Origin of the sequence: Geobacillus sp. Sah69 (genome assembly GCF_001414205.1) — a bacterium.
Taxonomy (GTDB): Bacteria; Bacillota; Bacilli; order Bacillales; family Anoxybacillaceae; genus Geobacillus; species Geobacillus stearothermophilus.
On sequence record NZ_LLKS01000019.1, the window covers coordinates 202,493 to 215,864 of the forward strand.

General features: G+C 57.2%; 11 protein-coding genes and 2 pseudogenes. 12 read left to right on the plus strand and 1 reads right to left on the minus strand.

What is annotated here, in order from left to right:
• Positions 1–5: 5 nt before the first annotated feature.
• From yqiS to AP057_RS02940, 11 genes are all read left to right on the plus strand, one after another.
• The gene (gene yqiS / locus AP057_RS02890; protein WP_055358017.1) at positions 6–905 is read left to right on the plus strand and encodes a phosphate butyryltransferase; all 900 of its coding nucleotides are present in this window, start codon (positions 6–8) and stop codon (positions 903–905) included.
• A 20-nt stretch (positions 906–925) separates the two neighbouring features.
• A complete protein-coding gene (locus AP057_RS02895; protein WP_033009431.1) occupies positions 926–2,029 on the plus strand; it encodes a leucine dehydrogenase in 1,104 nt (367 codons plus the stop codon).
• Positions 2,030–2,083: 54 nt separating this feature from the next.
• Positions 2,084–3,166 carry a butyrate kinase gene (buk, locus tag AP057_RS02900; protein WP_055358018.1) on the plus strand — a complete coding sequence of 361 codons (1,083 nt, stop codon included), beginning with the start codon at positions 2,084–2,086 and terminating at the stop codon, positions 3,164–3,166.
• A 62-nt stretch (positions 3,167–3,228) separates the two neighbouring features.
• Positions 3,229–4,650, plus strand: coding sequence for a dihydrolipoyl dehydrogenase (lpdA, locus tag AP057_RS02905; protein ID WP_055358093.1), 1,422 nt, complete (start codon positions 3,229–3,231; stop codon positions 4,648–4,650).
• Positions 4,651–4,717: 67 nt separating this feature from the next.
• On the plus strand, positions 4,718–5,713 hold the full coding sequence (locus tag AP057_RS02910) for a thiamine pyrophosphate-dependent dehydrogenase E1 component subunit alpha (RefSeq protein WP_055358019.1): 996 nt from the start codon (positions 4,718–4,720) through the stop codon (positions 5,711–5,713).
• A 16-nt stretch (positions 5,714–5,729) separates the two neighbouring features.
• Positions 5,730–6,713 (plus strand): alpha-ketoacid dehydrogenase subunit beta, encoded by a 984-nt coding sequence (locus AP057_RS02915; protein WP_055358020.1) that lies wholly within the window; start codon positions 5,730–5,732, stop codon positions 6,711–6,713.
• Positions 6,714–6,750: 37 nt separating this feature from the next.
• The gene (locus tag AP057_RS02920; protein WP_055358021.1) at positions 6,751–8,094 is read left to right on the plus strand and encodes a dihydrolipoamide acetyltransferase family protein; all 1,344 of its coding nucleotides are present in this window, start codon (positions 6,751–6,753) and stop codon (positions 8,092–8,094) included.
• Between the two features lie 118 nt (positions 8,095–8,212).
• Positions 8,213–9,190: a YncE family protein gene (locus AP057_RS02925; protein ID WP_055358022.1), complete on the plus strand. Its 978-nt coding sequence runs from the start codon at positions 8,213–8,215 to the stop codon at positions 9,188–9,190.
• Positions 9,187–9,861 carry a response regulator transcription factor gene (locus AP057_RS02930; protein WP_055358023.1) on the plus strand — a complete coding sequence of 225 codons (675 nt, stop codon included), beginning with the start codon at positions 9,187–9,189 and terminating at the stop codon, positions 9,859–9,861. The genes AP057_RS02925 and AP057_RS02930 overlap by 4 nt, the downstream gene beginning before the upstream one ends.
• A 2-nt stretch (positions 9,862–9,863) precedes the next feature.
• Positions 9,864–11,270, plus strand: coding sequence for a cell wall metabolism sensor histidine kinase WalK (locus tag AP057_RS02935; protein ID WP_055358024.1), 1,407 nt, complete (start codon positions 9,864–9,866; stop codon positions 11,268–11,270).
• Positions 11,271–11,336: 66 nt separating this feature from the next.
• Complete coding sequence (locus tag AP057_RS02940; protein ID WP_011231854.1) at positions 11,337–11,921, plus strand: Uma2 family endonuclease; 585 nt, start codon at positions 11,337–11,339, stop codon at positions 11,919–11,921.
• Positions 11,922–12,015: 94 nt separating this feature from the next.
• Here AP057_RS02940 and AP057_RS17725 read toward each other — a convergent pair.
• Positions 12,016–12,150: pseudogene (locus AP057_RS17725) on the minus strand (type II toxin-antitoxin system HicB family antitoxin); the annotation flags it as partial.
• A gap of 218 nt (positions 12,151–12,368) precedes the next feature.
• Here AP057_RS17725 and AP057_RS02950 point away from each other — a divergent pair.
• A pseudogene (locus tag AP057_RS02950) lies at positions 12,369–13,337 on the plus strand (methylmalonyl-CoA mutase family protein); the annotation flags it as partial.
• Between the last annotated feature and the right edge of the window lie 35 nt (positions 13,338–13,372).

Sequence of the window (13,372 nt, forward strand, 5' to 3'; positions counted from 1 at the left end):
AGACGATGAAGTCGAACACATTAATCGAGGAAGCAAGTCAATGTCAAGGTCGGACGGTGGCCGTGGCCGCCGCCGAGGATGAGGAAGTGATCGAAGCGGTGGCGATGGCGCTCGAGCATCGCCTCGGCCGGTTTGTGCTGTACGGAGACCGGGAGCGAATCGGACGGTTGCTCAAAGAAAAAGGGGGGGCGCGTTTTGCCGATGTCGACATCGTTCACACCAATTCGGTCGCCCAAGCGGCCGAACTGGCGGTGCGCGCCGTTCATTTGAATGAAGCAGATGCCTTAATGAAAGGGCACGTACCGACGGCAACCTTGCTGAAAGCCGTCTTGAACAAAGAATACGGGCTGCGCACAGGAAAGGTGTTGTCCCATGTCGCGGTGTTTGACGTGCCGGCGTTCGAACGGCTGATCATCGTGACCGACGCGGCCATGAACATCGCCCCCGATCTCGAGCAAAAAGTGCAAATTGTGAACAATGCCGTCAGCGTGGCGCGTTCCATCGGCATCGAGCGTCCGAAAGTCGCGGCGCTGGCGGCGGTGGAGACGGTCAATCCGGCCATGCCGGCAACCGTCGATGCAGCGGCGCTCGCGATGATGCAAAAGCGGGGACAAATCGAACATTGCCTGCTTGACGGGCCGCTTGCCTTGGACAATGCAGTGTCTATGACGGCGGCGAAGCATAAACGAATTGAAAGCGAAGTGGCTGGACAGGCTGATATTTTGCTCGTGCCGGACATTGAATCCGGCAACATGTTGTACAAGTCGCTCGTCTACTTTGCAAAAGCCAAAGTCGGCGCGGTCATCGCCGGGGCGAAGGCGCCGATCGTCTTGACGTCGCGCGCCGACTCGGCGGAAAGCAAACTGTATTCGTTGGCGCTCGCCATCTGTTCGGCAGTGAAATGAAAAGAAGGAGGCCATCTGAGATGGAATTGTTCAAATATATGGAAACTTACGATTATGAGCAAGTGCTGTTTTGCCAAGATAAAGAATCGGGTTTGAAAGCGATCATTGCCATTCATGACACAACGCTCGGCCCGGCGCTCGGCGGGACGCGCATGTGGATGTACAATTCGGAAGAAGAAGCGCTTGAAGACGCCTTGCGCCTCGCCCGCGGCATGACGTACAAAAACGCGGCCGCCGGCCTCAACTTGGGCGGGGGCAAAACGGTCATCATCGGCGACCCGCGCAAAGATAAAAACGAAGCGATGTTCCGGGCGTTCGGCCGCTTCATTCAAGGGCTGAACGGCCGCTACATCACGGCGGAAGACGTCGGCACGACCGTCGCCGATATGGATATCATCTATCAAGAAACCGACTATGTCACCGGCATTTCGCCCGAATTCGGCTCATCCGGCAACCCATCGCCGGCGACCGCCTACGGCGTATACCGCGGCATGAAGGCGGCGGCAAAAGAGGCGTTCGGCAGCGATTCGCTCGAAGGAAAAGTCGTCGCCGTCCAAGGAGTCGGCAATGTCGCGTATCATTTGTGCCGCCATTTGCACGAAGAAGGAGCGAAACTCATCGTGACTGACATCAACAAGGAAGCGGTGGCGCGCGCGGTCGAGGAATTCGGAGCGAAAGCGGTCGACCCGAACGACATTTACGGCGTGGAGTGCGACATTTTTGCTCCATGCGCGCTCGGCGGCATCATCAACGATCAAACGATTCCGCAACTGAAAGCGAAAGTGATCGCCGGATCGGCGAACAACCAGCTGAAAGAGCCGCGCCATGGCGACATCATCCATGAAATGGGCATCGTCTATGCCCCGGATTATGTGATCAACGCCGGCGGCGTCATCAATGTCGCGGACGAACTGTACGGCTACAATCGGGAACGGGCGATGAAAAAAATCGAGCAAATTTATGACAACATCGAAAAAGTGTTTGCCATCGCCAAGCGCGACAACATTCCAACGTATGTGGCCGCCGACCGGATGGCGGAAGAACGGATTGAAACGATGCGCAAAGCGCGCAGTCAATTTTTGCAAAATGGTCACCATATTTTAAGCCGCCGTCGCGCCCGCTAACAGCGGCGCGGGGCGGCCTCCGCCCCGCCGGCGGATGACGGAGGGACGACAACGATGCAAGAGCAGAAGTTCCGCATTTTAACGATCAATCCAGGTTCGACGTCAACGAAAATCGGCGTCTTTGAAAACGAACGGCCATTGCTCGAAAAAACGATCCGCCACGAGGCGGAGGTGCTTCGGCAATATAAAACGATTGCGGATCAGTATGAGTTTCGTAAACAAACGATTTTGCAAGCTCTCGATGAAGAAGGGATCAATTTATCGAAGTTGAACGCCGTCTGCGGCCGCGGTGGACTCCTCCGCCCGATCGAAGGCGGGACGTACCGCGTCAATGAGGCAATGCTTGAAGATTTGCGCCGCGGTTATTCGGGACAGCACGCCTCCAATCTCGGCGGCATTTTGGCGCATGAGATCGCCTCGGCCTTAAACATCCCGGCGTTTATCGTCGACCCGGTCGTCGTCGATGAGCTTGAGCCAATCGCCCGGATCAGCGGCTTTCCGCTCATTGAGCGGCGCAGCATTTTCCACGCCCTAAACCAAAAAGCGGTCGCGCGCCGCGTCGCCAAGCAGCTTGGCAAGCGGTATGACGAACTGAACTTGATCGTCGCTCATATGGGCGGCGGCATCACGGTCGGCGCCCATAAGCAAGGGCGGGTGGTGGACGTGAACAACGGGCTTGACGGCGAAGGCCCGTTCAGCCCGGAGCGTGCCGGGACGGTGCCGGCCGGCGATTTGGTGGCGCTATGCTTCTCGGGCGACTACTATCGCGAGGAAGTGATGCGCATGCTCGTCGGTCAAGGCGGACTTGTCGGGTATTTGGGCACGAACGATGCGGTGAAAGTCGAGAACATGATCGAAGCCGGCGATGAAAAGGCCAAGCTCGTCTATGAGGCGATGGCGTACCAAGTGGCGAAAGAAATCGGCGCGGCAAGCGCCGTATTGGCGGGCAAAGTGGACGCCATCATTTTGACCGGCGGGTTGGCGTATGGCAAATCGTTTGTCGAACGAATCACTCGCCGCGTGCAATGGATCGCCGATGTCATCGTCCATCCGGGCGAAAACGAACTGCAGGCGCTTGCCGAAGGGGCGCTTCGCGTCCTGCGCGGCGAAGAAGAGGAAAAAACGTATTCAGGGTGAAGCGGCTTCGCCGGTTTCAGTCCGGCATTGATGCGGCAACGGATGAGAAAGGGGAAGACAAGATGGCAAAAGAATACGATGTCGTCATTCTCGGCGGCGGCACAGGTGGCTATGTGGCCGCTATTCGCGCCTCGCAGCTCGGCTTGAAAACGGCGGTTGTCGAAAAAGGGAAGCTCGGCGGCACGTGCCTGCACGCCGGCTGCATTCCGTCCAAAGCGCTGCTCCGCAGTGCGGAAGTGTACGCGCAAACGAAAAATAGCGAGGCGTTTGGCGTCATCGCCGGTGATGTGCGCCTTGATTTCGCGAAAGTGCAGGCGCGCAAAGCGACGATTGTCGACCAGCTCCATAAAGGTGTGCAGCATTTGATGAAAAAAGGGAAGATCGATGTGTACGCCGGCATCGGCCGCCTGCTCGGCCCGTCGATCTTTTCCCCGCTGCCGGGGACGGTGTCGGTTGAGATGAACGACGGCAGCGAAAACGAAATGCTTGTCCCGAAATTCGTCGTCATTGCCACTGGTTCGCGGCCGCGCACGCTACCGGGGCTTGAGCCGGACGGCGAATTCGTGATGACATCGGATGAGGCGCTGCAAATGGAGGTGCTTCCGTCGTCTATCTTGATCGTCGGGGGCGGCGTCATCGGCATGGAATGGGCGTCGATGCTCAACGATTTCGGTGTGGAGGTCACCGTGCTTGAGTATGCCGATCGCATTTTGCCGACAGAAGATGAAGATGTCTCAAAAGAAATGGAAAAACTGCTCCGCCGCCGCGGCGTCAACATCGTCACAGGGGCGCGGGTGCTCACGGAAACGCTCGAGAAAGGAAACGGCGTCACGATCCAAGCGGAGCATCAAGGCGAGCGGAAAACGTTTGCGGCCGACAAGATGCTCGTTTCCATCGGGCGTCAGGCGAACATTGAAGGAATTGGTCTTGAAAACACCGAAATTGTTGTGGAGAAGGGATATATTCAAACAAACGAGTTCGGCCAAACGAAAGAATCGCACATTTACGCAATCGGTGATGTCATCGGCGGCCTGCAGCTGGCCCATGTCGCTGCCCATGAAGGGATTGTCGCCATTGAGCATTTGGCCGGGCGCAATCCAGCGCCGATTGACTATTCGATGGTGCCCCGCTGCATTTACACCCGTCCAGAAGCGGCGGCGGTCGGCTTAACCGAACAAGAGGCGAAAGCGAAAGGCTATGATGTCAAAATCGGCAAATTTCCGTTTAAAGCCATTGGCAAGGCGCTTGTGTTCGGTGAGGCGGAAGGGTTTGTGAAACTCATCGCCGACCGGAACACGGACGATCTGCTTGGCGTCCATATGGTCGGGCCGCACGTGACCGATTTGATTTCCGAAGCCGGGCTCGCCCGCGTGCTTGATGCAGCTCCGTGGGAAGTGGCCCATGCGATCCACCCGCATCCGACGCTGTCAGAGGCCATGGCGGAAGCGGCGCTGGCGGTCGATGGCAAAGCGATTCATTTTTAGTTCGTGGCGGCATGAGCTTGGCGCGTGATCATTGGTTGACTATGTGAATCTAAGGGAGGTTGTTGTGATGGCGCAAAACCGTCATCAAGCGCTCGGATTAAGCGATGACACGGTGTTGGAAATGTATGAAACAATGCTTCTCGCCCGCAAGCTCGATGAGCGGATGTGGCTGTTAAACCGCGCCGGAAAAATTCCGTTCGTCATCTCGTGCCAAGGGCAGGAAGCGGCGCAAGTCGGCGCGGCGTTCGCCCTCGATCGGACGAAGGACTATGTACTGCCGTACTACCGCGATATGGGGGTTGTGCTGACATTTGGCATGACGGCGAGAGAATTGATGCTGGCGGCGTTCGCCAAGGCGGAAGACCCGAACTCCGGAGGCCGGCAAATGCCTGGCCATTTCGGGCAAAAGAAAAACCGGATCGTCACCGGCTCCTCGCCCGTGACGACGCAAGTGCCGCATGCGGTCGGCTTTGCGTTAGCGGCGAAAATGGAAAAGAAAGATTTTGTCACTTTTGTCACCTTTGGCGAAGGGTCGTCGAACCAAGGCGACTTCCATGAAGGGGCAAACTTCGCCGGTGTTCACAAGCTTCCGGTCATCTTCATGTGCGAAAACAACCAGTACGCCATTTCCGTGCCGATTTCGAAACAACTCGCGTGCGAAAAAGTGTCCGACCGCGCTGTCGGTTACGGCATGCCGGGCTATACGGTCGACGGCACCGATCCGCTTGAAGTATACCGCGTCGTCAAGGAAGCGGCCGACCGCGCCCGCCGCGGCGAAGGGCCAACGTTGATTGAAGCGGTGACGTATCGGCTGACGTCGCACTCGTCGGATGACGACCATCGCGTCTACCGGACGGAAGAAGAGCTCGCCGAGGCGCGCGCCAAAGACCCGATCATCACATTTACCAACTATTTGAAAGAAACGGGCGTTTTGACCGATGAACGGGATGAAGAAATTCAAGCGCGCGTCATGAAGGAAGTGAACGAAGCGACCGACTACGCGGAGAAGGCGCCGTACGCCGAGCCGGAGCACGCGCTTCGCTACGTGTATGCCGAGGAGTAAGGGAGGGGATTTGACGATGCCTGTTATTTCCTATATTGATGCGGTCACGATGGCAATTCGCGAAGAGATGGAGCGCGACCCGCGCGTGTTTGTGTTAGGAGAAGACGTCGGCCGAAAAGGCGGAGTGTTCAAAGCGACGCAAGGATTGTACGAGCAGTTTGGCGAAGAGCGCGTGATTGATACGCCGCTTGCCGAATCGGCGATCGTCGGCGTCGGCATCGGCGCGGCGATGTACGGTCTGCGCCCGATCGCGGAAATTCAGTTTGCCGACTTCATCATGCCGGCGGTCAACCAAATCATTTCGGAGGCGGCGCGCATTCGCTACCGCTCGAACAACGACTGGAACTGCCCGATCGTCATCCGCGCCCCATACGGCGGCGGTGTTCACGGTGCTCTGTACCATTCTCAATCGGTGGAAGCGATTTTCGCCAACCAGCCGGGGCTGAAAATCGTCATGCCGTCGACGCCGTATGATGTAAAAGGATTATTGAAAGCGGCGATTCGCGATGAAGATCCGGTGCTCTTTTTCGAGCATAAACGCGCCTATCGCCTCATTAAAGGAGAGGTGCCGGAAGACGACTACGTATTGCCGATCGGCAAAGCTGATGTCAAGCGTGAAGGAGAGGACATCACGGTCATCACGTACGGGCTGTGCGTCCATTTTGCCTTGCAGGCGGCCGAACGCGTCGCACAAGACGGCATTTCCGTCCATCTGCTCGATTTGCGCACCGTCTACCCGCTTGACAAAGAAGCGATCATCGAAGCGGCGAGCAAAACGGGGAAAGTGCTGCTTATTACGGAAGACAATAAAGAAGGCAGCGTCATGAGCGAAGTCGCCGCCATTATCGCGGAGCATTGTTTGTTTGATCTCGACGCGCCGATTATGCGCCTCGCCGGCCCGGACGTTCCGGCCATGCCGTATGCGCCGACGATGGAAAAATTCTTTATGATCAATCCAGAAAAAGTCGAAAAAGCGATGCGCGAATTAGCGGCGTTTTGAGGCGAAGACATTGCAGCCAAGATAGGAGGGTATCGATGTGGCCATCGAACAATTGACGATGCCTCAGCTCGGGGAAAGCGTCACGGAAGGCACGATCAGCAAATGGCTCGTTTCCCCGGGCGACAAAGTGAACAAATACGACCCGATCGCTGAAGTCATCACCGATAAAGTGAGCGCGGAAATTCCGTCGTCGTTTGCCGGCGTCATCCGCGAGCTGATCGCCAAAGAAGGGGAGACGCTCCCGGTCGGCGCGCCGATTTGCACGATCGAAGTCGAAGGCGCTGCACCGGCTTCGGAAGCGAAGCCGGCGGATGAAGCGCCGAAAGCAGAAGACAATGCCAAGCCAGCCGCTCCGAAAAAGGCCGGCCGGGCAAACAACGGCCGCTATTCGCCGGCCGTGCTCCGCTTGGCTCAGGAACACGGCATTGACCTCGAACAAGTCGAAGGCACCGGCCTTGGCGGGCGGGTGACGCGCAAAGATTTGCTCAAACTCATTGAGTCCGGCCAAATTCCGAAAGCGGGAGAGGCACCGGCGGCGGAACAAGCGGCGCCAAAAGCGGAACCGAGAACGGAGCAGCCGGCCCCGGCCGCCGCGGCGGCTCAACCGTCTGCCGCGGCCGCGCCAACCGCGCCGCAGGCAGCGCCGATCAAACCAGCGGCCCCGAACGTCGAAGCCGGAGCGGGCGACATCGAAATTCCGGTCACCCCGGTGCGCAAGGCGATTGCGGCGAACATGCTCCGCAGCAAACACGAAGCGCCGCACGCGTGGACGATGGTCGAAGTCGACGTCACCGATCTTGTCGCCTACCGCGATGCCATCAAAGACGAGTTCAAGCGGCGTGAAGGCTTCAATTTGACGTATTTCGCCTTCTTCGTCAAGGCGGTCGCCCAAGCGCTGAAAGAATTCCCGCAGCTGAACTCGACGTGGGCGGGCGATAAGATCATTCAACGCAAAGACATCAACATCTCGATCGCCGTCGCGACGGATGACGCCTTGTTCGTGCCCGTCATCAAGCACGCCGATGAAAAAACGATCAAAGGCATCGCCCGTGAAATCGCTGAACTGGCGGCAAAAACGCGCGCCGGCAAACTGCGCCCGGAAGACATGCAGGGCGGCACGTTCACCGTCAACAACACCGGCGCGTTCGGCTCGGTGCAGTCGATGGGCATTATCAACTACCCGCAAGCGGCCATTTTGCAAGTGGAAACGATCGTCAAACGACCCGTCGTCAAAAACGGCATGATCGCCATCCGCGACATGGTCAACTTATGCTTGTCGCTTGACCACCGCGTCTTGGATGGCCTCATTTGTGGACGCTTCCTCGCCCGCGTCAAAGCGATTTTGGAAAATATGAACAAAGACAACACGCCGATTTATTAACGATTCCCCCATCGCCATCGGTTGGCGGTGGGGTTTTTGCATGGGGTGATTTCAAACTTCTCTCACAAATGTGATGTATAATGGGGGCAGAAACGAATAGGTGAAGGAGAAACTCGAGATGAAACGAGAGAGCGTATGGATGCTGTTGAGTTTGTTCTTTATGCTAAGCGGCTGCGCGAAGACATCGTTTCCTCCGATCGCTGATTCGCTGTCGGTCGTCATCAGTCTCGATGTCAAAGCGGAAACGGTCACCTTTTTGAACGCGAAAAATGGCGGCAAAATCGCCCGCTGGAACATTGATCAGCCGTTTCAAGGCGGGGTGTTGAGCCCAGACGGCCGGACGCTTTTTTTGTACGGGCGGGATCTTGACGGGGTCTATCGGTACGATCTCGCGACCGGGAAGCTGCTTGGCGAATGGAAAATAGGAAGCGGCATTGTGAGCGCTGCTCCATCTCCGGATGGCCGCACGTGGTTTTTTGGCGACAGCACCCATCACGCGGTGCGCGTTGTGAGCCGGGACGGGAAAGAGATCGCCCGCCTTTCGGTCGGACGCTCCCCGATGACGCTGCTGGTCAATCACGCTGGAACGAGGTTGTATGTGATCGATTTTCAAGACGAACGGACGTGGATCATCGATGTGGACCGCCGCCGCGTCATCCGTTCGTTCGCCGTGCCGAAGTTCGCCTTGGGCGGAGTGGTGCGCGAGCGACAAGAGGAGCTGTGGGTCGGCGGGCACGGCAGCGGAAGCCGTGTGGAAACGAACATTCATGTCTACTCACTGCAAGACGGCCGCTTGCTCCGGACGATCGCCGCTCCGGTCATGCCGGTCGATTTCGTCGAAACAGGCCGCGGCGTGTTTGTGCTAAGCCATGGCTCCAACACAGTTTACCAATTTTCCCTAGATGGAAAGAAACTCGCTTCGACGTCTGTCGGCGCCAATCCATTTGCGATGGAAGCGGCGTTCGGTCGTTTGTATATCGCGAGCTATGACAGCGATGAAATCATCGTGGTCGATGAGGCGACGTTGCGTCCGCTTGTCCGTTGGAAGACGGGAGACGGCCCGCTGCAACTATTCATTCGGGAGGGACGAACATGAGCGAACGAACCGTTTTAATCGTCGATGATGAAGAAGAAATGCGCCTGCTCGTTGGCATGTATTTGGAAAACGCCGGCTTTCGCTGCCTCGAAGCAGGGGACGGGGAAGAAGCGCTGGTGCTGCTTTCGCAACATCCGGTTGATGCCGTGCTGTTGGACGTCATGATGCCAAAACAGGACGGATTCGCCGTCTGCGCCCGCATCCGCGAGCAGTCGGACGTGCCGATTTTGTTTTTGACCGCGCTTGGCGAAGAATGGGACAAAGTGAAAGGATTGAAGCTGGGAGGCGACGATTACATCGTCAAACCGTTCAGCCCGGGAGAGCTCATCGCCCGCCTTGAGGCGGTGCTGCGCCGGGTGCAGCGCGTCCGCGAGCACGACGGACGGCTGCAATTTGGCGACCTTGCCATCGACGAAAAAGGACGAACCGTGACCGTTGGCGGCGAGGCGGTGAAGCTGACGTTGAAGGAGTTTGAGCTGCTGCTGTTTTTGGCAAAACACCGAGGCCAGGTGTTCAGCCGCGACGATTTGCTCGTCAAAGTGTGGGGATATGATTATACAGGAAACGCCCGCACGGTCGATACGCATGTGAAAACGCTGCGCATGAAGCTGAAAGACGCCGCCCGCCACATCCAAACCGTCTGGGGCATCGGCTACAAGTTTGAGGGATGAACATGAAACGGCTTCGGTTAGGACAAAAACTATGGCTGTCGATCGGCGCCGCGGTCGTGGTGACGCTGGCGTTTTCTTTTGGTCTTCTCAATTATTTTTACCGGACGGTGTACATGAAAGAAGTTGAGCGAACGTTGATCGCGGAAGGGACGAGCCTCGCCCGCGACTATCACGGCGGGGCGGTGACGGAGGCATATCGCCGTCAAATCGAATGGTATGACGAAAAATCAACGGCCACGATCTTGTTGATTGACAACCCGCGCGAACTGAGCGCCTGCTTTCCGTTTCCGGTCCACTATGACGCGTTAGTCAGCGGCCGCGACCGGGAAACATTGTTAGCCGGGAAGCCTGTTGTCAAAACGGGATACGAAAAGCGGTTCGGCCGCCGCGTGATGGCGGTCGTCGTTCCGCTTTTGGACGGCAAGCGGCTTGAAGGAGCGATTTACTTGTATTTGCCGTTAGCCGACGTTCAGGAAGCAACGAAGCGGGCGGCCGCCGCGTTTTGGCCGTTGGCCGCCATATTCGCCGCCGCGCTTTTGGTTGTCGGCCGACGGATGGTGCGGCAGATGACCGAGCCGCTCCAAGCGATGGAACAAGCGGCAGAACGCATGGCGGAAGGACGCTACGAAGCGGACATCCCCGTGCGGAGCGATGATGAAATCGGCCGCCTGGCGGAGGCGTTCAACCAAATGGCGGACGCCATTGCCAAAGAAGACGAGCGGAAGCGCGAGTTTTTAGCGAACGTCTCGCATGAGCTGCGCACGCCGCTCAGCTATATGAAAGGATACAGCGAAGCGCTCCTTGCTGGCCTCGCGAAAACGAAGGAGGAAGAAAAGGCGTACCTTCGCCTCATCCACCGCGAAACGGAGCGGATGGAGCGGCTGGTGCGCGATCTTCTTGACCTGGCGCGCCTTGAAGGGCAAAGCGTGCCGCTCGAGCGCGCGCCGGTGGCGTTCGCCCAAGTGATCGAAGATGTCATCGCCACGTACGAACCGATCGCCGCGCAAAAGCGGATCGAGCTGGCGTGCGAGTTGGACTATGACATCATCGTCAACGGCGACGCCGACCGGCTCGAACAAGTCGTGCGCAACTTGCTTGACAACGCCATCCGCTACACCCCAGAAGGCGGTGTGGTGACGGTGCGGCTTTCCCGCTTTTCGGAAGCGGAAGGCGAGCTTGTCGTCCAAGATACGGGCAAAGGCATTCCAAAAGACCAGCTCCCGTTTCTCGGCCAGCGCTTTTTCCGCGTCGATCGCGCCCGCACTCGCAAAGAAGGCGGCACCGGCTTGGGGCTTGCCATCGTCAAACAAATCGTCTCTCTTCATGACGGCTCGATTCGGTTCGACAGCGACCTTGGACGCGGGATGACCGTATTCGTCCGCCTGCCGCTCGTTCGGGAAGAGGAATAAACATCGTTCAAGATACAGGAATGGATGGTGTATAATCAATATAAAATTAGGAGGCAGGTGGAGGATATGGGTTCACCGGAAAAGGAACAGGCCCCTATGACCTACAAAGAGTATGCGACATGGCCGGAAGGAAAACGGTGCGAGGTGTTGGATGGGAACATCATCAGCATGGCGCCGTCGCCGACACCGGAACATCAATCCGTTTCGCTCCAACTTTCCATTGAATTCGGGATGCATCTTCGTGGGAAGGATTGCCGCGTGTTGGCCGCCCCGATCGATGTGTATCTTTTCGAAGATCATCGAAAGGGATGGATGGATGAAAACGTCCGAAACTGGGTATGCCCCGATCTTGTCGTCATCTGCGACAAAAACAAAATTCAAAAAAACCGCATTGTCGGGGCTCCGGATTTGGTCGTCGAGATCTTGTCCCCCGCCACGGCCAAAATCGACCGGATGGACAAACGGATCGCGTACGAGCGGGCCGGGGTGAAGGAATATTGGATCGTTGACCCGGCGAATCAAGTGGTGGAAGTGTATTTGCGCGGAAAAACAGGAAGATTGGAACTTCATGGAGTGTACAACCGGGATGACGCCGTTTTGGTTCATGTATTGAAGGATTTCGTGATCGATTTGCGAAACATTTTCCAATGAATAAATGGCAGTTGAGATTTTCGCTAAGCGGCGATTTGGAGGGGGACGAGGGAGCATCGTCCAAGAGAGCATGCAACAACGCCCTCTTCCTTTCATGTTTTTTCAGGGCTTCTTGGAGGATTTGTGAATCGTTGAGATGGTGTTGTTTCGCCAAGTCATCGAGCCATTTCGGGATCGTTCATGTTTTTTTGACCGCTTTGTTTTCCATTTCATGGCGAAATGGTGGCATCAGCAAGTTGTTTGCCTTTTTGTTCATTGTCCAAACGCGGCCGATGTACTACAATAAACATAGAAACCGTTTTTTTTCACACGAAGCGTCATCAGCGTTTCGTTCTGAGCAGACGGGTTCGAGAGGGAAAGGTGCGGCTTGAAAAGAAAGCGGTTTCTTATGTCTGGAAGGCAAAGGGGGATCGGAATGAGCGATGTCGCAAAGATGTCGGACTCGCTGATGAGTTTTCACGGCGCATCGCCCGCAATACACAGCTGTACTTGCAGGAAGAAACGGGCATTTGCCGGACGATCGACCCGTGGGCCGGTTCGTATTACGTCGAAGCGTTGACGAACGAATTGATGAAACGGGCGTGGGCGCATATCGAAGAAATCGAAAGCTTGGGCGGGATGGCGAAAGCCATTGAAACGGGCATCCCGAAAATGCGCATCGAAGAAGCGGCGGCCCGCCGCCAAGCGCGCATCGATTCAGGAGCGGAAACGATCATCGGCGTGAACAAATACCGCCCGGACAAAGAAGAACCGATCGACATTTTGGAAGTCGACAACACCGCCGTGCGAAAGCGGCAAATCGAGCGGCTGAACGAGCTCAAGGCGACGCGCGATAGCGAGCAGGTCGAAGCGGCGCTTGCCGCCATTACAAAAGCGGCGGAAACGGGCGAAGGGAACTTGCTTGAGCTGGCCGTCCAAGCGGCGCGCGTCCGGGCGACGCTCGGGGAAATTTCGTATGCGATCGAAAAAGTGGCGAGTCGCCATCGCGCCGCCATCCGCTCGATCAGCGGCGTGTACAGCTCGGAATACAAAAACGAAACCCAGCTCGAACGGGTGAAGCGGCGGGTGGAGCAGTTCGCCGAACTGGAAGGGCGGCGTCCGCGCATCTTGATTGCGAAAATGGGGCAGGATGGGCATGACCGCGGGGCGAAAGTCGTCGCCACAGCGTTTGCCGATCTAGGGTTTGACGTCGACATCGGCCCGCTCTTTCAAACGCCGGAAGAAACGGCGCGCCAGGCGGTCGAAAACGACGTGCACGCTGTCGGCATCAGCTCGGTCGCCGGTGGACATAAAACGCTCGTGCCGCAGCTTGTGGCGGAGCTTGAAAAACTCGGCCGCGGCGACATTCTCGTTTTTGTCGGCGGCGTCATCCCGCCGCAAGACTACGCGTTTTTGTATGAGCACGGCGCCGCCGCCAGCAGCAAAAAGACTGGATGCACGCCATGATAAAG